Here is a 23,582-nt window from a genome sequence, read left to right as displayed (position 1 = left end):
GTGACTGATAGGATTTCTCGACAAATCCTACGCCCGACACGGACAATAGTGGCCGACTGACAGGAGTCCCTATGCGTCGTTTGTTTTTTTCCTTGCTGATGTTCTGCGTTTTGCCCGCCTGGGCAGACGGCCATGACCAGTTGTACAAGGTCGCCGGCTGGGCCGAACAACGTGCGCATTTTAATGACGCCCTGAGTGCCGCACAGCAACGCTATCGCAATAGCCTGCCGCCGGCGGTGTACCAGGCGCTGGTGGATAACAGCAATAAACGCTTCGCCGCCCAGGCCGTGGACCAGCGGGCCGAGGCGCAATTGCGCAAAAACCTGGCGGACCCGAAACCTGCCCTGGCGTTTTTCCAGTCGCCGTTGGGTCGCAAAATCGTTGCAGCTGAATTGCTGGCCACGCGCCGCGACCAGTTGGCAAAAAATGCCAAGGGCCTGCCGCACATCGAAGCCGACGCCACCCGCAGCCTGATCATCGGCCACCTGGCCCAGGCGCTGCCGGCCCGTGAAGCCGGCGCAGAAGTCAGCCTGGCGATTGCCGGCGTAGCAGCCGACAGTTTGAGCCAGATGATTCCCGGCCTGTTGGGCGGCGGTCAGGCGCAAGGCATGTTGAACGGCCAACGTGAGCGGCTGATGCAGCAGATCGGCAATGACTTGAACAACACGCTGTTGTACGTCTATCGAGATTTGTCCGACCCGGAACTGGAAGAATTCGCCACGTTTGCGGAGTCACCTGAAGGTCGGGCGTATTACAAGGCGGCGCTGGCCGCGATTCGCGCCGGACTTGCAGTAGGTCAAAGCACTTCCAGCCTGACGCAATAAGTAATGTGGAAACAGGCTTGTGTGGGAGCTGGCTTGCCTGCGATGGCATCAACCCGGTGTGCCTGATACAGCTAGGTGTCTGCATCGCAGCGATGCGGCGACCCGACAAGCCAGCTCCCACATTTGAACGGTGTTACTTCAGATGATCCGTCAGGAATTTGAAGTACTCTTCGCGAATCTCGGGAATCTCATTGGCCAAGTGATGCCGACCACGCGGCAGCATCAGCACCTGCGGCTGGTCGAACTTGCTCCGCAGCACCTGCAAGTTGTGCTGCCAGTCCACCGTCATATCTTCCTCTCCCTGCACGATCACCGGCCGCCGTGGGCTTTGCGGCGCAGCTTCGATGCGTTTGATCCAACGCGCCAGCGCGCCCACCCACGCGGTCGGCAGTTGGCGCGGCTGCAACGGGTCGGCTTCCAGAAAGGGTTTGAATTCAGGATCGTGGGTGTTCTCGCTGAACCGCCGCGCAATGCCGTTGACGAACGGGCGCAGCAGGTAATAGCTGACCTGCGACCAACCCCATGCACGCGGCCGTACCAGGGGCGAGAGCAGGAAGGTCTTGCCCTGGGCCGGGCTGTCGGCGCCGTGGTTGAGCAAATGGTCCACCACCACCGCGCCGCCGGTGCTTTGCCCGAACAGGTGCCACGGTTGCGGCAGTTGCAAGCTGTGGGCCTGCGCAAACAGCGCCTGCACCACGTCCTGGTACACCGCAAAATCGTCAATGCTGGCGCGCTCGCCACTGGAAAGACCGTGGCCCGGCAAGTCGCAGGCGATCACCACAAAACCTTGATCCAGCGCCCAGTCCACCACATGCCGGTACAGGCCCATATGGTCGTAGAAGCCGTGGTACATGAACATTGTCGCCACCGGCGCAGACGGCCACCACACCTGCGCTACCACCTGGAAGCCATCCACTTCAAAACGGCCCAAACGGCTCACGACGGGTACTTTGCGCGCCGCCAGGTCCAGCCCATAGAAACGCTGGTAGACCCGCGCCTCGGCGCTGAGCGGTTGCGCATCCACCAGTGGCCGCAAGCTCTCGCGCAGATGATCGGGGTCAAAACTCACAGGCATAAAGGCTTCCAGACTGACGGTGAAGATGAATATCGAGCTGCGATATTCATCTGTCAGGGCAAGCATGGCAAGCTACGCGACCTTCGAGGATAGTTCCGAATGCGACAACCCTACCGCTCCGCCTTGTTTGCCGGCCTGCTGTTGGTCATCTGCGCCGGCGTGCTGTGGGCGGCTTATGACTGGTTCCAGGGCCGCTATTTGCGCGCATTCAGCGAACACACCGCGGTGTTTTCCGGTGATGCCCTGCGCCTGCCCGCCGAACTGGCAGGCCCAGGCCCGATTCGCCTGGTGCACTTCTGGGACCCGGCCTGCCCCTGCAACGTCGGCAACCAGCAGCACCTGGGCGAACTGATCGAGCAATACGCGCCCCAGGGCGTCGAGTTCTATGCACTGCAAAAGGCCGGCAGCCACGGCCAACTGCCCGACAATTTGCGCAAAATGAAACCGCTCAATGCCCTGCTCGGCGCCGACCAAGTGCCGGCGACTCCGGCCGTAGGCATTTGGGATCGCAGCGGCAAACTCGCGTACTTCGGGCCGTACAGCGAAGGGCTGACGTGCAATTCGAGCAACAGCTTTATCGAGCCTATCCTCAAAGCCCTGGAGGCCGGGCGCGAAGTCGATGCCACCCACACCCTGGCGGTGGGCTGCTATTGCCAGTGGAGCAAGGCGTCAAACTGAACGCCGGCTGTTCGACCGGCAAACTCCAGTCACCCCGCCGGCAGGCTCCTGTATTGTAAGCGTCCAGTGACATTGCAAGCAGACGCGAGACTCCATGAGCCAGTTAACCATCATCCTCTGGATGCTCAACGTTATCGTCGATACGTCCGGCCAACTGGCGTTCAAAGCCGCCGCCTCGGCCAGCGCCGAGCATGACGGCCTCGCCCACTGGAAACACATGCTCAAGCGCCCGTGGATCTGGCTGGGGGTGATCTGCTATGTCTTCGAATTCGTGTTGTGGCTGGCGTTCCTGACGCTGGTACCGTTGTCGGTCGGCGTGATGCTGGGTTCGATCAACATCGTGGTGATCATGATTGCCGGGCGTTTCCTGTTCAAGGAAAGCCTGAGCAAATGGCGGTTGATCGGCATCATGCTGATCGCCTGTGGCGTGACCGTCGTAGGGTTTGAATGATGAAACGTTTTTATATCCTGGGTTTTCTCGCGCTGATCATTTTCGACACCTTGGCGCAGGTCAGTTTCAAATTTGCCTCGGTGCATGCCGAACCGTTGACCATGGACGTCGCGTGGCTGGCCCGGGTGTTTGGCGCACCGTGGATCTACGGCGCCTTTGTCGGCTATATCGGCGCGTTTTTTACCTGGATGACCTTGCTCAAATACGCGCCGGTAGGCCCGGCATTTGCCGCCTCGCACCTGGAGCTGATCAGCGTGACGCTGATCTCGGTCTGGCTGTTCGATGACACCCTGACCTGGCCGAAAATCATCGGCGGCGCACTGATCATCGCGGGCATCCTGTGCCTGGCGCGCAGTGAAGACAAAGAGAGCAAAACCGTCGAGGCCGAACCTTCGCAGCCACTGGTGTCATGAACAAAGAAATCCCGCCCACCGCCGGCCTGCCCTTGCGCGGGCGGGACTTGCTCAGTTTATCGGGCGACCTCGCCCAGTCGCTGGCCCGCCAGTTTTCGATTCCACTGCCTGCACTGCCCTGCTCCGGCACCGCCGCGCTGATCATCGCCCTGCGCGTGTTGCAGCAGCGCATGCCCGGCCGCACCCGGCTGATTGTGCCGGCGTACACCTGCCCGCTGGTGGCATTGGCCGCGCATTACTGCCCGCCGTTGCGGGTGGTGCCCTGTGATTTGCAGCCCGGCAGCATTGACCTCGACGAGCAACACCTCAAGCAGCTGTGCGACGACAGTACCCTGGCCGTGGTGGTCACCCACCTGGCCGGGCGCGTGGCGGATGTGGACGCCGCCAAGCGTATTGCCGAATCAGTCGGTGCCGCCGTCATCGAAGACGCCGCACAAGCCCTCGGCGCCCTCGACGATGGCCGCAGCGTCGGGCTCAAAGGCGATGTGGGGTTTTTCAGCCTGGCGCTGGGCAAAGGCCTGACCACAGCCGAAGGCGGCGTGCTGTTCAGCCGCGACCCGGTGCTGCATCAGGCATTGCACCGCCAGTGCACGCAAGACCTGCCCTTGAGCCTGCGCTGGGAGCTGCAACGCAGTGCCGAACTCTGGGGTTACGCGCTGCTTTACCAACCGCGCGGCTTGCACTACGTGTATGGCAACGCCTTGCGCACGGCGCTGGCACAGGGTGATGAAGTGGCCGCCGTGGGTGATGATTTTTCGGTCAACGATATCCCGCTGCACCGCCTCGGCGGTTATCGGCAGAAGGTCGGTGCTGCCGCACTGGCGCGCTTGCCTGACTACTTGCAACAAGGCCGTACCCGCGCCTTACGCCGGGCGGCGCGCTTGAATGACTTACCCGGCGTCGCGGTGATCATGGACCGGCTGGGGCAGCAAGGCACCTGGCCGTTTTTGATGGTGCTGATGCCGACCGCGCAGGCGCGTGATGCCGCCATGGCGCAACTGTGGACATCCGGGCTCGGCGTGACCCGCCTGTTTATCCACACCTTGCCGGACTACCCCGCCGTCGCCCCTTTGCTGCAACCGGGCGGCGACATTAGCCAGGCCCAGGCGTTTGCCAGCCGCACACTGTCGATCAGCAACAGCCATTGGCTGACGGACGAACACTTCGAACGCGTATTCGCCCAGCTAAAAGCTATTGTCGCCACCCCTGATTGATACGCGCCACCAACCGGCCATTCAGCTCGTTCTGCTGTGCTTGCCAGATCTGCACCTGCGCCGGCGGCAGTTCTTCCTGGCCATCGGAGGCACTCAACCAGCGTTTGAACTTGCTCTCATAGTGGTAAGCCGACACATCGCCGGTGATGTCCGCTCCGATGATCCGGCCCTGGCAAGCGTCGATCAGATCGTTCAAATGCTGCTCCAGAAACTCGCCCTGGTCCCAATTGGTGTTGACCACTTCGGGGCTCAGCACGTCTTTGTCGATGGACAGGTAAACCGGCAGTGACGGGTCAAACTGCGCGAGAAATGCACGCATCAGCTCATCGGCGTTGCCGAACGCACGGTTGCTGCGCCCGGCGCCGATCCAGTTCATCCAGCGCGTGTCGACGTTGACGTTCCAGTAAGTCAGCTTGCGCTTGAGCAGCGGCGACCAGTGATTCTCCCAGGCATGGCCCAGGCCGATATCCTGGGAACCGATGCCCAACACATGCACATGCTCGACCTGCGGCAAACGGCTGGCCCAGTAAACCCATGAGCCACAATGGATGCCGAACGGGTAGCGCATGTTGTCAGGGTGGTTGTCGCAAATGATCAGTTGGAATTTCTGCTGCGTCGGCAGGCGGTTCAGCAACAGCTGGCTGAGGTGGTGATAATCGCCGCTGCCGGTGAACACACAGCCGTAATCGCTGGGCATCTGCGCGTGCAGAGCGGCTTCCAGCTCCTTGAACTGCGCCCAGCGGCAACCGAAGCGGATTTTTTCCTGCCAGGCCTGCATGGGCAAGGTGATCGCGCCGGGAATATCACTCACGGCACTGTCGAAATCGAGGATCAGCGGCGCGCGGTCCTGGCTCATTCGGGTTTCTCCTGCTGCCACTGCGCATCGCTTTCAAAGTGATGACGGAAACGGTTGCCGAGCTTGCGCAGCAGCGGGTTGCGGATCCAGACCAGATGACGGGTGAAGGTAAAGTCGGCGCCGAGGCTGGCCTTGACCTGCGGGTCGGTCCAACCCGCCACATAAAATTTCAGCCCATTGGCCACGGCGTATTCCAGGTTCACAAACCAGCTGACGAAGTACAGGTTGAATTCCAACGCTTGTGGGTAGTTGAGCCCGATGTACTTGTCGAGCAGCTTGTCGCCCTCTACGTAGCACAGGTTGTAGCCGATCAGTTCGTCGCAGTGCCAGTAGCAGAACACCCGCCCGTTGCTGGCGGCGTCCTGCAACAAGCTGCGGAAAAACGCCGGGGTCAGCAGGTCAAAGTGAATCTCGCTCTGGTCGTACACCGCCTTGTACAGGCCGTACAACTGCGCAAGCCACGCCTCATCGTTGAAGCGCGCATCGCCAGTGTCCAGGACTTCCACCCGCAACGCCTCGCGGCTGCGCAGTTTGCGTCGGATATTGCGTCGACGGCTGTGGGACAAACGCGCCAGGTACTCGTCGATGGTGCTGAAGTTGATCGGCACATAGGCCAGCGCCTGGCCTTCGAGGCAGATAAAGCCGCGCCGGGTACAGTCCTCGATCAAGGCTTGGGCGTAGCGGTTGTCTGCATCGCTGAGCAGCGGCGAGTCACAGGGCAGATCTTTGACGACTGTGAGTTTGCGCTGCGGCGCGCACTCTTCTTGCAGCCACTGCGCGAGGTCCTCGGGTGGCACGTTGCGGGGCAATGGCGAATATTCGCTGACCGTGGTGCCGACAAAGCAGCTGTCGATGCGCAGCCACGCATTCCAAAGACCAAACCCGGGCCAACCGCGCACACGGTTCACGAACTCGTCTTCAGCCGTCGTCAGCAGGTCAAATGGCGTGAAGAAGTACGGCAGGCCCTGGGCGGACAGCCGGGCGTCAAAGCCCTGTGGCGGGTGCTGCAAAAACCGGCCGATCAACGAGGGCGCTTCCAGGCAGCACGCGTAGGCAACCTCGGGGCGGCTGGAGTCTGGGGTAGGTTGCGTGGCGCAAGTCATGGAAAAAAGCTCAAAGATGACCGGCGCAATAGTAGCGTACTCGACACATTCGGCACTTGAACCTCGGCTGTCGCTGCGGCATATCAGCATTTCCCGCAGTTCTCGCCAAACCGATTAGACTCCGTTGACCTTCAAGGTGACTGACTCAAGGACCGTCCATGAAACGCAGCCTGACCGTGCTCGCTATCCTGATTGCCGCCCTCTTGGCCGGCGCTGGCTGGTATGTGTACAGCAAGCAACCGACCCGCCAGGGCACCGAGACACTGGCCAACCTGCAAGGCGCCGTCACGGTGCGTTATGACGACCGTGGCGTGCCGCACATTCGCGCCGAGAACGAGACCGACCTGTACCGCGCCCTGGGCTATGTGCATGCCCAGGACCGGCTGTTCCAGATGGAAATCATGCGGCGCCTGGCCCGTGGCGAGCTGGCCGAGGTGCTGGGGCCGAAGGTGCTGGAGACCGACAAGCTGTTTCGCAGCCTGCGCATTCGCGAGCGCGCCTTGAGTTACGTCGAGCACATGGACCACGACTCGGCAGCCTGGAAGGCCTTGCAAGCCTACCTGGATGGCATCAACCAATATCAGGACAGCCACGCCAGCCCCGTGGAGTTTGACGTGCTGGGCATTCCTAAACGACGGTTTACCGCCGAAGACACCATCAGTGTTGCCGGGTATATGGCCTACAGCTTTGCTGCCGCGTTTCGTACCGAGCCGCTGCTGACTTACGTGCGCGACCAGCTCGGCAGCGACTACCTGAAAGTCTTCGACCTCGACTGGCAACCCAAGGGCGCCCTCAACCTGGCCGCCAGTGACTGGAAATCCCTCGGCGCCCTTGCCACCTTGAGCGACAAGGCCCTGGCCGACAACGGTTTGCCGCAGTTCGAAGGCAGCAACGCCTGGGCCATCAGCGGCAGCCGCACCAAAAGCGGCAAACCGTTGCTGGCCGGTGACCCGCATATCCGTTTCTCGGTGCCGTCGGTGTGGTACGAGGCGCAATTGTCGGCGCCGGGTTTTGAGCTGTACGGCTATCACAACGCACTGGTGCCGGTGGCGTTTTTGGGACACAACCTGGATTTCGGCTGGAGCCTGACCATGTTCCAGAACGATGACCTCGACCTGATCGCCGAAAAGGTCAACCCGGACAACCCCAACCAGGTCTGGTACCACGGCCAATGGGTCAACATGACCAGCAGCGAACAGCAGATTGCGGTCAAGGGCCAGGCGCCGGTGACGCTCACCCTGCGTCAGTCGCCCCACGGCCCGATCATCAATGACGCGCTGGGCGAGAATGCCGGCAGCACGCCGATTGCCATGTGGTGGGCGTTCCTCGACACCGAAAACCCGATCCTCGAAGGTTTCTACGAACTCAACCGCGCCGACACCCTGGCCAAAGTGCGCGCCGCCGCTGCCAAGGTTTCAGCGCCGGGCCTGAATATCGTGTGGGCGAATGCCAAGGGCGATATCGGCTGGTGGGCGGCGGCGCAGTTGCCAATCCGCCCGGCCGGCGTGAACCCGGCATTCATTCTCGACGGCAGCACCGCCCAAGCCGACAAGCTGGGCTTCTACCCGTTCAGCGCCAACCCACAGGAAGAAAACCCGGCCCGTGGCTATGTGGTGTCGGCCAACGCCCAGCCGGCCTCGCCCACTGGCATGGAGATTCCTGGTTACTACAACCTCGCCGACCGCGGCCAGCAGTTGAACACGCAGTTGAGCGACAAAAGCGTGAAGTGGGACGTGAACAACAGCCAGGCCTTGCAATTGGGCACCACCACCGCCTACGGCCCACGCTTATTGGCGCCGCTGTTGCCGGTGCTGCGTGAAGTGGTCAAGGACCCGGCACAGTTGAAACTGGTGGAGCAGCTTGCAAGCTGGAAAGGCGACTACCCGCTGGACTCCACCAGCGCCACGCTGTTCAACCAGTTTCTGTTCAACCTCACCGACGCGGCCTTCCACCCGAAACTGGGCGATGCGATGTTCAAAACCCTGATCACCACGCGGGTGATCGACGCCGCACTGCCACGCCTGGCCGCCTCGGCGGACTCGCCATGGTGGAACGGCAAGCGCGCGGACACGGTAAAACTCGCCTGGGACAACAGCCTCGCGCACCTCAAGGCCACCTTTGGCGATGACCCGTCGCAATGGCAGTGGGGCAAGGCCCATACCCTGACCCATGGGCATCCGTTGGGCATGCAGAAGCCACTGGACAAGATTTTCAACGTCGGCCCATTCCCGGCGCCCGGCACCCACGAAGTGCCGAATAACCAATCGGCCATGATCGGCCCTGCGCCGTGGCCCGTGACCTATGGCCCGTCGACCCGGCGCCTGATCGACTTTGCCGACCCGGCCCATGCATTGACCATCAACCCCGTGGGGCAAAGCGGGGTGCCGTTTGACTCGCACTATGGCGACCAGGCGGAAACCTATATCGAGGGTGGGTACGAGCAGGCGCATTTCAGTGAGGAAGAGGTGACGGCGAATACCCGTGGCACGCTGAAGCTGTTGCCTGCCCGGTAACAGCCTGTAAACCCGATCAATGTGGGAGCTGGCTTGTGTGGGAGCTGGCTTGCCTGCGATAGCATCAACTCGGTCCATCAGGCAGACCGAGTTGATGCTATCGCAGTTAGTCTGTGTTCGCCCGCATCCGCCCCGGCGCCTCGCCATAGGTTTCCTTGAACTTCTTGCTGAACGCCGCCTGGGACTGGTAACCCACCTGCGCCGCGATATCCAGCAGGCTCAGGCGCGATTGGCGCAGCAGGTTGAATGCCAGCTCCATGCGCAGCTGCGTCAGCAGCACCCACGGCGACACGCCCGCGACTTTCACAAACGCCCGCATGAAGGTGGCCCGCGACATGGTGGCGGCCGCCGCCAGGCTGTCGATGGTCCACTCATGGCCGGGCTCGGCCAGCATCGCCTGCCAGGCTTTGCTCAGGCGCTTGTCGGCGAGCAAAGCGAAGGTGCCCGCCACCGGCGCCTGGCGGGTCAGCCAGGTGCGCAGGATCAGAGTGAACAAGGCCGACGACAGCGCGTCGATAAACGAGCGTGCGCCCAGTTGCTGGCCGTCCGCTTCGCTGCGCAGTAAAGCAATCAACGCGGCCAACTGCCCATCGCCCTGCCACTCACGGCTCGATACCACCAAAAATTCCGGCAACGCACCAAGCAACAACGATTGGCGGTTGTAGTGAAAGTTGCCGCAGAGCATGTCCACTTCCGGCCGTTCGCCACCCAGGCGATACACCGGCAGTACACCGCCTTCGATCAGGGTGGGCTGCACCGGCCGAATCCGCTCACCCTGGCTGCGCAGCAAATGGGTTGCGCCACCGGGCATCAACAGGATGTCGCCCTCCTCCAGCGTCACCTGCTGGCCGCCCGACAACTCGGCGTGGCAGGTGCCCGCCAGCACAATGTGATACGGCGCCACGCCCAGCGGCTCAGGCTCGTGGTCCATGGCCCACGCGCCCTGGAACTGGCAGCGCAGATCCAGACTGCCGCGCAGGTTGGCCAACGCAATCAGGGTGTCGATAGAGTTCATTTGCGAGCATCGGTCAAAAAGGTGAGTGGATCGAACAAAAGCGCCAAACCTGAACCGCGCAGACTGGCTTCACACCCAACCCGTTCAGGAGTTACCGCAATGTTCAATAACTGGTCCAACTTGCTTGCTAACGTAAACAAAACCTTTGGCGCGCTGGGCAAGAGCAACCCGAAGATGGTCAAAGCCTACATGGCGCTGGGCGAGGCTGCCGAGGAAAACCAAGTACTCGACGCCAAGACCCGTGAGCTGATTTCCATCGCCGTGGCCATCACCACGCGCTGCGACGGCTGTATCGCCGCGCATGCCGACGCGGCGATCAAGGCCGGCGCGACCCGAGAAGAAGTTGCCGCCACCCTGGCCACCGCCATCTCGCTGAATGCCGGTGCTGCGTACATCTATTCGCTGCGCGCGCTGGAAGCCTACGACACGCTCACACCGGCGCCGCAAAGTTAAGCCGGAACTGTTGCGGCGTCACGCCCAGCCGGCGGTTGAACACACTGCGCATGTGCTGGGCGTCACGGAAACCGCATTGATAGGCCACAGTCTTGAGCGGTGCGGGGCTGCTTTCGAGCATCACCCGCGCCGCGTCCACTCGCGCCCGCTCGACAAACTCGGCAGGCGTTATGCGCGCCTCACGAGCAAACACCCGAGAGAAATTACGCGCACTCATGTTGGCCGCCTTGGCCAGATCGGCAATGGTCAAATCCCCGGTCAAGTTCGCCAGCACGTACAACTGCACCAACGCCACCGCCGAAGTGCTTTCGGCGTGGGGCGTGAGGAACGGGCTGAACTGCGACTGCCCGCCCGAGCGCTGGGTGAACACCACCAGTCGCTTGGCCACGCTCAGCGCAACTTCCGGGCCGTGATCCTGGGCCAGCAGGTACAGCGACAGGTCGATGCCAGCCGTGACGCCCGCCGAGGTGTAGAGATTACCGTCCTGCACGTAGAGACGGTCGGCATCCACCTGGGCCGAGGGGCACAGGCGTGCCAGGTCGGCGGCATCGTTCCAATGGGTGGTGACGGTTTTGCCATCGAGCAACCCGGCGCGCGCCAGCATGAAGGCGCCATTGCAGATCGAGCCAAAGCGCTGTGCGCGGGCGGCGGCACCGCGCAGCCAATCGTCAAACTGGGCGCCGAAATCCTCGAAGGGCAGCTGAGGGCCACCAGCGACCAGCAGCAAGTCGTAGGCTTGCAGAGCTTCGGGGTAATGCCGATGGGCCTGCAATGAAAGGCCGTTAGAGGCGGCCATCGTACCGTGGCCCAGGCCGATCACTTCAAGCTGATAATGGTCTTCGGGCAGCAGGAAACGGTTGGCCTCGCAGAACACATCCATGGGGCCGGTCACGTCCAGTGACTGGACGCCGGGGAAGATCAGGATGGCGACGGTTTTGCCCATGAACAACACACCTTCTACTGGAGGAACATAAACCCCTGTGGGAGCTGGCTTGCCTGCGATGGCCTCCCCTCAGTCTAACTGACAGACCGAGTCGTCAGCATCGCAGGCAAGCCGGCTCCCACATTTGACCGCATGTGGCTTGATATCGAGCCACATTGGCCGACATCGCACCCTCGCCGCGATAGCCCCATCGCGGGCACGCGACCAGACTTCACTCATCGGCGCCACCCCCGGCGCTTTGTTGAGGAGAACGACCATGAGCAACTCCATCGCAGGCATCCAGATCCCGGACAGCGCTCTGGCCAAGGCCACCACCGAATACATCCGCGACGTCGAGTCCGACTTGCTTTACCACCACTCGCGCCGGGTGTTTCTGTTCGGTGCGTTGAGCGGTGAGCGCAAGCAACTGGCCTACAACCCGGAACTGCTTTACGTCGGCGCGATGTTCCACGACCTGGGCCTGGTCGAAGGCCATCGCAGTAACAACGAGCGTTTCGAAGTGGACGGCGCCAACGCGGCGGCCGCATTCCTCAAGCCTTACGGGCTGAGCGATGACGATATCGAACAAGTCTGGCTGTCGATTGCCCTGCACACCACGCCGGGTGTACCGCAGCACTTGCGCCCGACCGTGGCGCTGGTGACCGCTGGTGTCGAGATGGATGTGCTGGGCATGGACTACGCCGCCTTTTCCAGCGTGCAGCGCGAGGCCGTGGTGCATGCGCATCCACGCGGCGAAGGGTTCAAGGAATGCATCATCTGCGCGTTTGCCGACGGCTTGCGCCATCGCCCGCAGACCACGTTTGGCAACGTGAAGACCGATGTGTTGGTGGACCAGGAGCCGGGGTTCAAGCCGATGAATTTTGTCGAGGTGATTCGCAAATCGCCATGGGCTGCATAGCTGACTTGAAATGCAATCAAATGTGGGAGCTGGCTTGCCTGCGATAAGGCCATGTCAGTCGACTCATCCTTCGACTGACACACCGCTATCGCAGGCAAGCCAGCTCCCACATTGTTTACGTGTTGCGCCAGTTAGACCGGCGCAGGCGCCCGGCGCTTGTCCGGTTGCTGCCAACCGTCCGCCGCCGCTTCTTCGATGGCTTGTTGGATCGCCTTCTTGCGCATCTCTTCGGCCCGACGGCTGAAGAACCACACCAGGAAGGTCACCAGCGACACCGCCAGCAGAATCAAACTGGCCACGGCGTTGATCTCGGGTTTAACCCCCAGACGTACTGCCGAGAACACTTCCATCGGCAACGTAGTCGAACCCGGCCCCGACACGAAGCTGGCCAGTACCAGGTCGTCCAGCGACAGCGCGAACGACATCATGCCGCCCGCTGCCAGGGACGGCGCGATCATCGGGATGGTGATCAGGAAGAACACCTTCCATGGCCGTGCACCCAAGTCCATCGCCGCTTCTTCGATCGACAGGTCCAGCTCACGCAAGCGCGCCGACACCACGACCGCCACATACGCCGCACAGAACGTGGTGTGGGCGATCCAGATGGTGACGATGCCACGTTCCTGGGGCCAGCCGATCATCTGCGCCATCGCCACGAACAGCAGCAACAGCGACAGACCGGTGATCACTTCGGGCATCACCAATGGCGCAGTCACCAGGCCGCCGAACAGCGTGCGGCCCTTGAAGTGGCTGATACGGGTCAGCACGAACGCCGCCAGCGTACCCAATGCCACCGCCGCAACGGCGGTGTAGCAGGCGATTTCCAGAGAGCGTGCCACCGAGCCCATCAACTGGGTGTTGTCCAGCAAGCCCACGTACCACTTGATCGACCAACCGCCCCACACCGTCACCAGTTTGGATTCGTTGAACGAGTAGATCACCAGGATCAGCATCGGCAGGTAGATAAACAGCAACCCCGCTACCAGCATGAAACTCGAGAAACTGAAGCGCTTCATATCTTGCCCTCCATCTCTTTGGCTTGGCTGCGGTTAAACAGGATGATCGGCACGATCAGGATCGCCAGCATCACCACCGCCAGGGCAGACGCCACCGGCCAGTCACGGTTGTTGAAGAATTCTTGCCACAGCACTTTACCGATCATCAGGGTTTCCGGGCCGCCGAGCAGTTCAGGAATCACGAACTCGCCCACCACCGGGATAAACACCAGCATGCAACCGGCGATGATGCCGTTCTTGGACAGCGGCACGGTGATTTTCCAGAAGCTGTTGAAGGTGCTCGAACCCAGGTCCGATGCGGCTTCCAGCAGGCTCTGGTCGTGTTTAACCAGGTTGGCGTACAGCGGCAGGATCATGAACGGCAGGTACGAATAGACCACGCCGATATACACCGCAATGTTGGTGTTGAGGATCTGCAGCGGCTCGTTGATCAGCCCGATGGACATCAGGAAGCCGTTGAGCAACCCGTTGTTGCTGAGGATGCCCATCCACGCATACACGCGGATCAGGATCGCGGTCCAGGTCGGCATCATGATCAGCAGCACCAGCACGGTCTGCATCTCTTTGCGCGCGCTGGCAATGGCGTAGGCCATCGGGTAGCCGATCAACAGGCACAAGATCGTGCTGAAAAACGCCATCTTCAGCGAGCCGAGGTAGGCGGCGATGTACAGCTCATCGTCGCCGAGCATCGCGTAGTTGCCCAGGTTGAGCACCAATTGCAGCTTTTGCTCAACGAAGGTGTAGATCTCGGTGTAAGGCGGGATCGCCACGTCGGCTTCGGCAAAGCTGATCTTCAGGACGATGAAGAACGGCAGCGCAAAAAACAGGAACAGCCAGAGGAAAGGGATCCCGATGACCACATGCCGGCCACCGGGTGTTATTCGTTGCAGTTGGCGTTTGAACTTCTTCATGTTCATGAGCGAAGTACCACGCCGCTGTCGTCTTCCCACCACACGTACACCTGGTCACCCCAGGTTGGGCGCTGGCCACGGCGTTCGGCGTTGGCCACAAAGGACTGCACCAGCTTGCCGCTTGGCAGTTCCACGTAGAACACCGAATGGCCGCCCAGGTAGGCGATGTCGTGCACCTTGCCGCTGGACCAGTTGTGCTCGCAGGTCGGCATTTCGGTGGTGACCAGCAGCTTTTCCGGGCGGATCGCGTAGGTCACCGACTTGTCTTCCACCGAGGTGGCGATGCCGTAGCCCACGTAGATGTCGCGGTCCAGGTCCGGGCACTTGAGCACCGCGTGGCCTTCGGCGTCGTCCACCACTTGGGTGTCGAAAATGTTCACGTTGCCGATGAACTCGCACACCAGGCGGCTGGTTGGGGTTTCGTAGATGTCGATCGGGCTGCCGATCTGCGCGATCCAACCCAGGTGCATGATCGCGATGCGCTCGGCCATGGTCATGGCCTCTTCCTGGTCGTGGGTCACCATCACGCAAGTCACGCCGACGCGCTCGATGATTTCCACCAGTTCCAGCTGCATCTGCGAACGCAGCTTTTTGTCCAATGCGCCCATCGGCTCATCGAGCAGCAGCAGTTTCGGGCGCTTGGCCAGGGAACGTGCCAACGCCACACGCTGGCGCTGGCCACCGGACAGCTGGTGCGGCTTGCGCTTGGCGTACTGGCTCATCTGCACCAGCTTGAGCATCTCGGCCACGCGGGCGTCGACTTCAGCCTTGGGGATCTTGTCCTGTTGCAGGCCGAAGGCGATGTTCTGCGCCACGCTCATGTGTGGGAACAAGGCGTAGGACTGGAACATCATGTTGATCGGCCGCTCGTAGGGCGGCATGTCGGTGATGTCCACACCGTCGAGGTAGATGCGACCTTCCGTTGGGCGCTCGAAGCCTGCGAGCATGCGCAGCAGGGTGGATTTGCCCGAACCCGAGCCGCCGAGCAAGGCGAAGATCTCGCCTTTTTTGATTTCCAGGGACACATCGTCCACGGCAATCGTCTCGTCGAACTTCTTCGTGACCCGGTCGATTTTGACCAACACCTTTTTTGGTGTCTGGTCGCCCTCGAGGGCTTTCTTATAGGCGCCGGAGGCAACTGCCATTTACGAAACTCCCAACAAAATTTGAGGTTCGCCCAAGACGGGCAAAACCTTGGATAGTTTGAGCTTTACTTGCCCGTCTTGACCTTGGTCCAGCTACGGGTCATTAAACGTTGCACTTTCGGGGGTAGCTCGAAGTTGACGAACGTCCGGTCGAGAACCGCCTGCGGTGGGTAAACCGCTGCGTCAGTGCGTATCGATTGCTCCATCAGTTTGTCCGCGCCTGGGTTAGGGTTGGCGTAACCGACTTGATCACTGACCTGAGCGATCACCTCAGGTTGCAGTAAATAGTTGATGAAGGCGTGGGCCTCTTTGACGTTGGTGGCGTCCTTGGGAATCGCCAGCACGTCAAACCACAAATTGCCGCCTTCTTTGGGAATCGTGTAGGCGATGTTCACGCCTTTGCCAGCCTCGGCCGCACGGGCCTTGGCCTGGAACACATCACCGGAGAAACCGGCTGCCACGCAAATGTTGCCGTTGGCCAGGTCCGAGATGTATTTGGAAGAATGGAAATAGGTCACGTAGGGCCGCACTTTGAGCAGCTTCTCTTCGGCCTTCTTGTAGTCTTCAGGGTTGGTGCTGTTGGGGTTCAGGCCCATGTAGTTGAGCACCGCCGGCAGCATTTCATCGGCCGAGTCCATGAACGAAACGCCACAGGTGGCGAGCTTCTTCATGTTCTCCGGCTCGAACAGCACGGCCCAGGAGTCGATATGGTCGACGCCCAGCACTTCTTTGACTTTATCGACGTTGTAGCCAATGCCGTTGGTACCCCACAGGTACGGCACGGAATACTGGTTACCTGGATCGTTCTTTTCCAGGCGCTTCAGCAGCGCCGGGTCGAGGTTGGCATAGTTTGTCAGCAATGACTTATCGAGCTTCTGGAACGCGCCAGCCTTGATCTGCTTGCCGAGAAAATGGTTGGACGGCACCACCACGTCGTAACCGGTACGACCGGCGAGCAACTTGCCTTCCAGGGTTTCGTTGGAATCAAACACGTCATACACGGGCTTGATGCCTGTCGCCTTTTCAAAGTTGGCCAGGGTGTCCGGGCCAATGTAGTCCGACCAGTTATAAATATGCACCGTCGGTGCGGCCTGCACGCTCACAGCCAGCGTGATACCTGCACCCACCAGCATGGCTTTGCGAAATAAAGAAATTGGCAAGTGGAGGTCCTCTTAAATAGTTGGGCCTTAAAGTTGTTGCCCGGCAACAAAACCGGCGCGCAACTTACCCTCGATAAACCGATCCGGCAAAACTTTCTGTCATTTAATTTTTGTGAACGGGTTTGTGCAGGAGCGGGCAAGCCCGCTCCCACAGGTTTCAACGTTTATTTACCCGATTTGATCTTGGTCCAGCTGCGTGTCATTTCACGCTGGGTTGCAGCCGGCAAGTCAGCAATGGCGTAGAGCTTGGCCTGCACATCGGCTGGCGGGTAGATGCCCGGGTCGCTGGTGATGTCTTTGTCGACCAGTGCGGTAGCCTTCTCGTTACCGTTCGGGAATCGCACGCTGTTGGTGATCGAGGCCATGACTTCCGGCTTGAGCAGGTAGTTCATGAACTTGTAGGCGGCGTCGACGTTTTCGGCATCTTTAGGGATGGCGACCATGTCGAAGAAGCTGCCGGCGCCTTCTTTCGGAATGTCGTAGGCCACTTTGACCTTGCCACCGGCTTCAGCCGCGCGGGACTTGGCCTGCTGGATGTCACCCGAGTAACCCACGGCTACGCAGATGTTGCCGTTGGCCAGGTCCGAGATGTACTTGGACGAGTGGAAGTAGCCGATCGATGGACGCAGCTTGAGGAACAGGTCTTCAGCTTGCTTGAGGTCAGCTTTCTTCTGGGTGTCGGTCGGCAGGCCCAGGTAGTGCAGTGCCACCGGGAGCATTTCGGTTGGCGAATCAAGGAAGCTCACACCACAGCTTTTCAGCTTGGCGATGTTTTCAGGCTTGAGTAGCACGTCCCACGAGTCGATCTTGTCGATACCCAGTGCAGCCTTGACCTTCTCCGGGTTGTAGCCGATGCCGATCGAGCCCCACATGTACGGGAAGGCGTGCTTGTTGTCCGGGTCGCTGATCGACACGGCTTTGAGCAGGGATTTGTTCAGGTTGTCGTAGTTAGGCAGCTTGGACTTGTCCAGCTCCTGATAGACACCGGCCTTGATCTGCTTGGCGAGGAAGTTGTTCGACGGCACGACGATGTCGTAACCGGACTTGCCTGCCAGCAACTTGGCTTCGAGGGTCTCGTTGCTGTCAAAAACGTCGTACACCACCTTGATGCCCGACTCTTTTTCAAAGTTGGCGATGGTGTCCGGTGCAATGTAGTCGGACCAGTTGTACACGTGCAGGACTTTATCGTCTGCCTGGGCCGCGCCCGCCATTGCGCCCAACAGGGACAAGGCGAGGAGGGTCTTGCCAGCGTTCTTCAAACCTAATGCCTTCATTTGGTGATGCTCCAATTTTTCTTTTTTGGGCCACGTTCTTACAGTGTTAAGCGGCCCGTCTAAAGGGCAACAAAACAGGGCGACAGTCTGGCAAGTTCCGAGGCCGGCTTTCAACCAAAGCCTCATTTATAGCTGCTCAGAATGCAGCGCCCGAAAGCCGCTGCGTTCTGAGCCTAGCACTTAGCCCTGCAATGCCGCCAAAGTCAGGTCCAGGCAGTGGCGAGCCTTGGTCACCAGCTCGTCGATTTCCGCGTTGCTGATCACCAGCGGCGGCGAAATGATCATGGTGTCGCCCACGGCGCGCATGATCAGGCCATTCTCGAAGCAGAACGTGCGGCAGATCATGCCCACACCACGGCCTTCGTAACGTTTGCGCGTGGCCTTGTCCTGCACCAGCTCAATCGCCCCGAGCATGCCCACACCGCGCACTTCACCCACCAGCGGGTGATCAGCCAGTTCCCTCAGACGTTTCTGCAAATACGGTGCCGCTTCTTCGTGCACCCGCTTAATGATTTTTTCATCACGCATGATGCGGATGTTTTCCAGGGCCACGGCGGCGGCCACCGGGTGACCGGAATAGGTGAAGCCGTGGTTGAAATCGCCGCCTTCATTGAGCACGGCAACCACGTCGTCATGCACGATCAAGCCGCCCATGGGGATGTAACCCGAGGTCAGGCCTTTGGCGATGGTCATCATGTGGGGCTTGAGGTCGTAGAAATCACTGCCAAACCACTCACCGGTGCGGCCAAAACCGCAGATCACTTCGTCGGCGACGAACAGGATGTCGTACTTGGCGAGGATTTCCTTGATGCGCGGCCAGTAGGTCTCAGGCGGCACGATCACGCCACCGGCACCCTGGATCGGCTCGGCAATAAAGGCACCGACGTTGTCCACGCCCAGTTCCAGAATCCTTTCTTCCAACTGATTGGCAGCCCAGATCCCGAACTCTTCCGGGCTCATGTCGCCGCCTTCGCCATACCAATACGGCTGGGCGATGTGGGTGATGCCCGGAATCGGCAGGTCGCCCTGTTCATGCATATAGGTCATGCCGCCCAGGCTCGCGCCGGCCACGGTGGAACCGTGGTAGCCATTCTTGCGGCTGATGATGGTTTTCTTGTTCGGCTGGCCCTTGACCGCCCAGTAGTGGCGGACCATGCGCAGCATGGTGTCGTTGCCTTCGGAGCCGGAACCGGTAAAGAACACGTGGTTCATGCCGGCAGGCGCGACATCGGCAATGACTTTGGCCAACTCCAGCACCGGCGGGTGCGCGGTCTGGAAGAACAGGTTGTAGTACGGCAGTTCTTTCATCTGCTTGGCGGCGGCGTCAGCCAGTTCATCGCGACCGTAACCGATCGCCACGCACCACAGGCCGGCCATGCCGTCGAGGATCTTGTTGCCTTCGCTGTCCCACAGGTAAACGCCGTGGGCTTTGGTGATGATCCGTGGGCCTTTCTCTTTCAATTGCTTGAAGTCGCTGAACGGCGCCAGGTGGTGATCATTGCTCAAGGCTTGCCATTCACGGGTTTGCGGGTTGTTGCTGGACATACCGGTCTCCTAGACTTTTTCGGTGAAGGGCGCGCGGGTTGCCCCGCGCGCCCGGCGCATCAGACGGCGAAGAGCAGGAATTCCCGCTCCCACGAACTGATCACGCGCTTGAAGTTTTCATGCTCGGCCCGCTTGACCGCGACGTAGCCTGTGATGAATTTCTGCCCCAGGTACTTCTCGATGGTCTTGCTGTTTTCCATGCGCTCCAGGGCGTCTTCGATGGTCAACGGCAGGCGCAGGTTGCGGCGCTCGTAACCACGACCCACTACAGGTGCGCTGGGGTTATGGCCTTCGACCATGCCGATGTAGCCACACAGCAAGCTGGCGGCAATCGCCAGGTACGGGTTGGCATCGGCGCCTGGCAGGCGGTTTTCGACACGGCGGTTCTGCGGGCCGGCATCCGGTACACGCAGGCCCACGGTGCGGTTCTCTTCACCCCACTCCACGTTAACCGGCGCCGAGGTGTCGGGCAGGAAGCGGCGGAACGAGTTCACGTTGGGGGCAAACAGCGGCAGCAATTCAGGGATGAATTTCTGCAGGCCGCCAATGTGGTTCAGGAACAGCTGGCTCATGGTCCCGTCTTCATTAGAGAAGACGTTCTTGCCGGTGGCGATGTCGATGATGCTCTGGTGCAGGTGCATCGCGCTGCCCGGCTCGCCGGTCATCGGCTTGGCCATAAAGGTGGCGGCCACGTTGTGCTTGAGCGCGGCTTCACGCATGGTGCGCTTGAACACCAGAATCTGGTCGGCCAGGGACAAAGCATCGCCGTGACGGAAGTTGATTTCCATCTGCGCCGTGCCGTCCTCGTGAATCAGCGTGTCGAGGTCCAGCTCCTGCAGTTCGCACCAGTCGTAGACGTCTTCGAACAACGGGTCGAATTCGTTGGCGGCTTCTATAGAGAAGGATTGACGGCCCGTCTCCGGGCGACCGGAACGGCCAATCGGCGGTTGCAACGGGAAGTCCGGGTCTTCGCAGCGCTTGGTCAGGTAGAACTCCATCTCCGGCGCCACGATCGGCTGCCAGCCCCGGTCGGAATAGAGCTTGAGTACCTTCTTGAGCACGTTGCGCGGCGACAGCTCGATGGGGTTGCCTTGTTTGTCGTAGGTGTCGTGGATCACCTGGGCGGTGGGCTCGATGGCCCAAGGCACCAGGAATACCGCGTTCTGGTCGGGGCGGCAGATCATGTCGATGTCGGCCGGGTCGAGCAATTCGTAATAGATGTCGTCTTCGACATAGTCGCCGGTCACGGTCTGCAACAGAACGCTCTCGGGCAGGCGCATGCCTTTTTCGGCGATGAACTTGTTGGTCGGCGAGATCTTGCCCCGGGTGATGCCCGTGAGGTCGCCAATCATGCATTCGACTTCTGTGATCTTGTGGTCTTTCAACCAATCGGTGAGCTGGTCGAGGTTGTTACTCATAAATGCCTCTGGGCTGTGTTTCCTGACATCCATTAAAGGTCAGGCGTTGGTTGACGCAGCATCCGCGTCGCGTTGCATCGCCCGCTTTCGACAAGCCGAGCCAAAGGCCTGGAAGATCGCGAGGTAGTGCGGGTTAGAGCTTACCTGCCATTCGGGGTGCCATTGCACTCCTAAAGCAAAAGCCTTGCCCGACGTGTAAGAAAAAGCTTCGATCAACCCATCGGGTGCGGTCGCTTCGACCTGCATACCCGGCGCCAGGCGATCAACGCCCTGGCTATGAATCGAGTTGACCTGGATCGTCGGCGGCAAACCCAGGCCTGCCAATACCCCATTGGGGGTAATCGCCACGGCGTGCGCCGGGCCGTACTGGACTTCCAGCGGCTGGGTCTCGTCTTCGCGGTGATCCATCATGCCCGGTACTTCATGAACCTTCTGGTGCAGGCTGCCGCCGAACGCCACGTTCATTTCCTGAAAGCCACGGCAGATGCCCAGCACCGGCACGCCGGCCGCAATCGCGGCGCGCAGCAACGGCAGGGTGGTCTGGTCGCGTGCAGAATCATGAGCAGTCCCGGGCGCGCTGGCCGGACCATCGTAGTGAAAGGGTTCGATATTGGACGGGGAGCCGGTAAAGAGAATGCCATCCAGGCCGTCAAGAATATTGGCCGGGTCGAGCAGATCACCCAAGGATGGAATGATCAATGGCAAGCCCTTGGCAGCGACTGCGACTGCACGGACGTATTTGTCGCCACTGATGTGATAAGCATGCAAACCGACCTGTTTGGAGCAGGCGGTGACGCCGATTAACGGCAGGCGAGACATGAAGCACCCCGGTATTATTGCTGTTATGGGTTTGAATCGAGCTTAGCCTTGTTCATTTTTTTACACAACACCCCCGTAAAAAATACAACACGGCCCGCTTTAGCCTGCTAGTCCCAAGCCCTTCAAACCCAAAAAACCGCCCCAAAAAGCCCCAAAAAAGGCCTCAAGGCGCTTTTTTAGGGCAAAAAAGGCCTCGCTTGACTTCGGCATGCCGTTCGGGTTGACTGAAACCAGAAAAGATCAATGATTGATATTTTTAACAACAAAGGTGTTGCATCATGTCGGTACCCCCGCGTGCCGTTCAGCTTAACGAAGCGAACGCGTTCCTTAAGGATCATCCTGAGGTTCTGTACGTAGACCTTCTAATTGCGGATATGAATGGTGTGGTGCGCGGTAAGCGCATCGAACGCACCAGCCTCCACAAGGTTTACGAGAAGGGCATTAACCTGCCTGCCTCTTTATTTGCCCTGGATATCAACGGCTCGACGGTGGAAAGCACCGGCCTGGGTCTGGACATCGGTGATGCTGACCGAATCTGTTATCCAATCCCCGACACCCTGTGCAATGAACCCTGGCAAAAGCGCCCAACCGCGCAACTGCTGATGACCATGCACGAACTTGAAGGTGAACCTTTCTTCGCCGATCCTCGCGAAGTGCTCCGCCAAGTTGTAAGCAAATTTGACGACCTCGGTCTGACCATCTGCGCCGCCTTCGAGCTTGAGTTCTACCTGATCGACCAGGAGAACGTGAACGGCCGCCCACAACCGCCCCGCTCGCCGATCTCCGGCAAACGCCCGCACTCGACACAGGTGTACCTGATCGACGACCTCGACGAATACGTCGACTGCCTCCAGGACATTCTGGAAGGTGCCAAAGAGCAAGGCATCCCGGCTGACGCCATCGTCAAGGAAAGTGCCCCGGCGCAGTTCGAAGTGAACCTGCACCACGTCGCCGACCCGATCAAGGCCTGCGACTACGCGGTACTGCTCAAGCGCCTGATCAAGAACATCGCCTACGACCATGAGATGGACACCACCTTCATGGCCAAGCCTTACCCAGGCCAGGCAGGCAACGGTTTGCACGTACACATCTCCATTTTGGACAAGGACGGCAAGAATATTTTTGCCAGCGAGGATCCCGAGCAGAACGCCGCATTGCGTCACGCGATCGGCGGTGTGCTCGAGACCCTGCCCGCCCAAATGGCGTTCCTGTGCCCCAACGTCAACTCCTACCGTCGTTTCGGCGCACAGTTCTACGTGCCGAACTCGCCGTGCTGGGGCCTGGATAACCGCACTGTGGCCATTCGCGTACCCACCGGCTCGTCCGATGCCGTGCGTATCGAACACCGCGTGGCCGGTGCCGACGCCAACCCGTACCTGCTGATGGCTTCGGTCTTGGCGGGCGTGCACCACGGTCTTACCAACAAGATCGAGCCTGGCGCTCCAGTGGAAGGCAACAGCTACGAGCAGAACGAACAGAGCCTGCCGAACAACCTGCGCGATGCATTGCGTGAGTTGGACGACAGCGAGGTGATGGCCAAGTACATCGATCCTAAATACATCGATATCTTCGTCGCCTGTAAGGAAAGTGAGCTGGAAGAGTTTGAACACTCCATCTCCGACCTTGAGTACAACTGGTATCTGCATACGGTGTAAGCCGTTGCTGCTTTAAAAAATGCCGCAGGCTTTATGGCCTGCGGCATTTTTTTGAGTTTATTCCGGTAGACCGCGTTGTATTCATCGCAGGCAAGCCAGCTCCCACACTTGAATGCGTTCACAGATCAAAGTGTGGGAGCTGGCTTGCCTGCGATGAGGCCCTGGCAGACAACACACCCTCCTGCTCATACAATGCGCTCTGC

At 60.2% G+C, this 23,582-nt stretch carries 22 protein-coding genes; 9 read left to right on the top strand and 13 right to left on the bottom strand.

The features are described 5' to 3' along the window. Positions 1-71: 71 nt before the first annotated feature. On the top strand, positions 72-824 hold the full coding sequence (locus GIW48_RS14160) for a DUF2059 domain-containing protein (RefSeq protein WP_138449639.1): 753 nt from the start codon (positions 72-74) through the stop codon (positions 822-824). A 133-nt stretch (positions 825-957) separates the two neighbouring features. On the opposite strand, the gene GIW48_RS14155 is transcribed toward GIW48_RS14160, so the two are convergent. Next, positions 958-1,899 (bottom strand): alpha/beta hydrolase, encoded by a 942-nt coding sequence (locus GIW48_RS14155; protein WP_170037056.1) that lies wholly within the window; start codon positions 1,897-1,899, stop codon positions 958-960. Between the two features lie 99 nt (positions 1,900-1,998). Between GIW48_RS14155 and GIW48_RS14150 the strand changes: the two genes are divergently transcribed. The 4 genes from GIW48_RS14150 (at position 1,999) to GIW48_RS14135 (ending at position 4,655) form a co-directional block, all read left to right on the top strand. Further along, positions 1,999-2,577 carry a DUF6436 domain-containing protein gene (locus GIW48_RS14150; protein WP_017139518.1) on the top strand — a complete coding sequence of 193 codons (579 nt, stop codon included), beginning with the start codon at positions 1,999-2,001 and terminating at the stop codon, positions 2,575-2,577. 94 nt (positions 2,578-2,671) lie between these two features. Continuing rightward, the gene (locus tag GIW48_RS14145; RefSeq protein WP_026013873.1) at positions 2,672-3,028 is read left to right on the top strand and encodes an EamA family transporter; all 357 of its coding nucleotides are present in this window, start codon (positions 2,672-2,674) and stop codon (positions 3,026-3,028) included. Next, a complete protein-coding gene (locus tag GIW48_RS14140) occupies positions 3,028-3,441 on the top strand; it encodes a DMT family transporter (protein WP_017139520.1) in 414 nt (137 codons plus the stop codon). Before GIW48_RS14145 ends, GIW48_RS14140 begins: the two co-directional genes overlap by 1 nt. Continuing rightward, complete coding sequence (locus GIW48_RS14135; protein ID WP_236460561.1) at positions 3,438-4,655, top strand: DegT/DnrJ/EryC1/StrS family aminotransferase; 1,218 nt, start codon at positions 3,438-3,440, stop codon at positions 4,653-4,655. Before GIW48_RS14140 ends, GIW48_RS14135 begins: the two co-directional genes overlap by 4 nt. Here the strand turns inward: GIW48_RS14135 and GIW48_RS14130 are convergent. Then, complete coding sequence (locus tag GIW48_RS14130) at positions 4,633-5,511, bottom strand: hypothetical protein (RefSeq protein WP_236460562.1); 879 nt, start codon at positions 5,509-5,511, stop codon at positions 4,633-4,635. The genes GIW48_RS14135 and GIW48_RS14130 overlap by 23 nt on opposite strands. Continuing rightward, entirely contained in the window at positions 5,508-6,614 is a 1,107-nt protein-coding gene (locus tag GIW48_RS14125; RefSeq protein WP_236460563.1) for a GNAT family N-acetyltransferase, read from the bottom strand. Before GIW48_RS14125 ends, GIW48_RS14130 begins: the two co-directional genes overlap by 4 nt. Positions 6,615-6,772: 158 nt before the next feature. Between GIW48_RS14125 and GIW48_RS14120 the strand changes: the two genes are divergently transcribed. After that, positions 6,773-9,127, top strand: a complete 2,355-nt coding sequence (locus GIW48_RS14120; protein WP_236460564.1) for a penicillin acylase family protein — start codon at positions 6,773-6,775, stop codon at positions 9,125-9,127. A gap of 106 nt (positions 9,128-9,233) precedes the next feature. Here GIW48_RS14120 and GIW48_RS14115 read toward each other — a convergent pair whose 3' ends face one another. Continuing rightward, positions 9,234-10,142, bottom strand: coding sequence for an AraC family transcriptional regulator (locus GIW48_RS14115; RefSeq protein WP_236460565.1), 909 nt, complete (start codon positions 10,140-10,142; stop codon positions 9,234-9,236). A 99-nt stretch (positions 10,143-10,241) separates the two neighbouring features. Between GIW48_RS14115 and GIW48_RS14110 the strand changes: the two genes are divergently transcribed. Next, complete coding sequence (locus GIW48_RS14110) at positions 10,242-10,595, top strand: carboxymuconolactone decarboxylase family protein (RefSeq protein WP_017139526.1); 354 nt, start codon at positions 10,242-10,244, stop codon at positions 10,593-10,595. Here the strand turns inward: GIW48_RS14110 and GIW48_RS14105 are convergent. Then, positions 10,573-11,538: a GlxA family transcriptional regulator gene (locus GIW48_RS14105; protein WP_017139527.1), complete on the bottom strand. Its 966-nt coding sequence runs from the start codon at positions 11,536-11,538 to the stop codon at positions 10,573-10,575. The genes GIW48_RS14110 and GIW48_RS14105 overlap by 23 nt on opposite strands. Positions 11,539-11,794: 256 nt before the next feature. Between GIW48_RS14105 and GIW48_RS14100 the strand changes: the two genes are divergently transcribed. Then, positions 11,795-12,436: an HD domain-containing protein gene (locus tag GIW48_RS14100; RefSeq protein ID WP_053258547.1), complete on the top strand. Its 642-nt coding sequence runs from the start codon at positions 11,795-11,797 to the stop codon at positions 12,434-12,436. Between the two features lie 131 nt (positions 12,437-12,567). Here GIW48_RS14100 and GIW48_RS14095 read toward each other — a convergent pair whose 3' ends face one another. The 8 genes from GIW48_RS14095 to GIW48_RS14060 form a co-directional block, all read right to left on the bottom strand. Then, positions 12,568-13,452: an ABC transporter permease subunit gene (locus GIW48_RS14095; RefSeq protein WP_056860728.1), complete on the bottom strand. Its 885-nt coding sequence runs from the start codon at positions 13,450-13,452 to the stop codon at positions 12,568-12,570. Then, positions 13,449-14,369 carry an ABC transporter permease subunit gene (locus GIW48_RS14090; RefSeq protein WP_017139530.1) on the bottom strand — a complete coding sequence of 307 codons (921 nt, stop codon included), beginning with the start codon at positions 14,367-14,369 and terminating at the stop codon, positions 13,449-13,451. Before GIW48_RS14090 ends, GIW48_RS14095 begins: the two co-directional genes overlap by 4 nt. Next, positions 14,366-15,508: an ABC transporter ATP-binding protein gene (locus GIW48_RS14085; RefSeq protein ID WP_236460566.1), complete on the bottom strand. Its 1,143-nt coding sequence runs from the start codon at positions 15,506-15,508 to the stop codon at positions 14,366-14,368. Before GIW48_RS14085 ends, GIW48_RS14090 begins: the two co-directional genes overlap by 4 nt. A gap of 65 nt (positions 15,509-15,573) precedes the next feature. Continuing rightward, entirely contained in the window at positions 15,574-16,668 is a 1,095-nt protein-coding gene (locus GIW48_RS14080; protein ID WP_017139531.1) for a polyamine ABC transporter substrate-binding protein, read from the bottom strand. Positions 16,669-16,832: 164 nt separating this feature from the next. Then, positions 16,833-17,927 carry a polyamine ABC transporter substrate-binding protein gene (locus tag GIW48_RS14075; RefSeq protein WP_026013874.1) on the bottom strand — a complete coding sequence of 365 codons (1,095 nt, stop codon included), beginning with the start codon at positions 17,925-17,927 and terminating at the stop codon, positions 16,833-16,835. 195 nt (positions 17,928-18,122) lie between these two features. Then, positions 18,123-19,487: an aspartate aminotransferase family protein gene (locus tag GIW48_RS14070; RefSeq protein ID WP_236460568.1), complete on the bottom strand. Its 1,365-nt coding sequence runs from the start codon at positions 19,485-19,487 to the stop codon at positions 18,123-18,125. A gap of 59 nt (positions 19,488-19,546) precedes the next feature. After that, positions 19,547-20,905, bottom strand: coding sequence for a glutamine synthetase family protein (locus GIW48_RS14065; protein WP_017139534.1), 1,359 nt, complete (start codon positions 20,903-20,905; stop codon positions 19,547-19,549). Positions 20,906-20,944: 39 nt separating this feature from the next. Beyond that, positions 20,945-21,724: a gamma-glutamyl-gamma-aminobutyrate hydrolase family protein gene (locus GIW48_RS14060; protein ID WP_017139535.1), complete on the bottom strand. Its 780-nt coding sequence runs from the start codon at positions 21,722-21,724 to the stop codon at positions 20,945-20,947. Between the two features lie 278 nt (positions 21,725-22,002). Between GIW48_RS14060 and GIW48_RS14055 the strand changes: the two genes are divergently transcribed. Next, complete coding sequence (locus tag GIW48_RS14055; protein ID WP_003213894.1) at positions 22,003-23,379, top strand: glutamine synthetase family protein; 1,377 nt, start codon at positions 22,003-22,005, stop codon at positions 23,377-23,379. The last annotated feature ends 203 nt before the right edge of the window (positions 23,380-23,582 follow it).

This window comes from Pseudomonas sp. PA-6-3C (assembly GCF_021605825.1).
Taxonomy (GTDB): domain Bacteria; phylum Pseudomonadota; class Gammaproteobacteria; order Pseudomonadales; family Pseudomonadaceae; genus Aquipseudomonas; species Aquipseudomonas edaphica.
The sequence above is the reverse complement of the archived record's forward strand: the minus strand, read 5'-3'. Positions and strand labels throughout refer to the sequence as shown.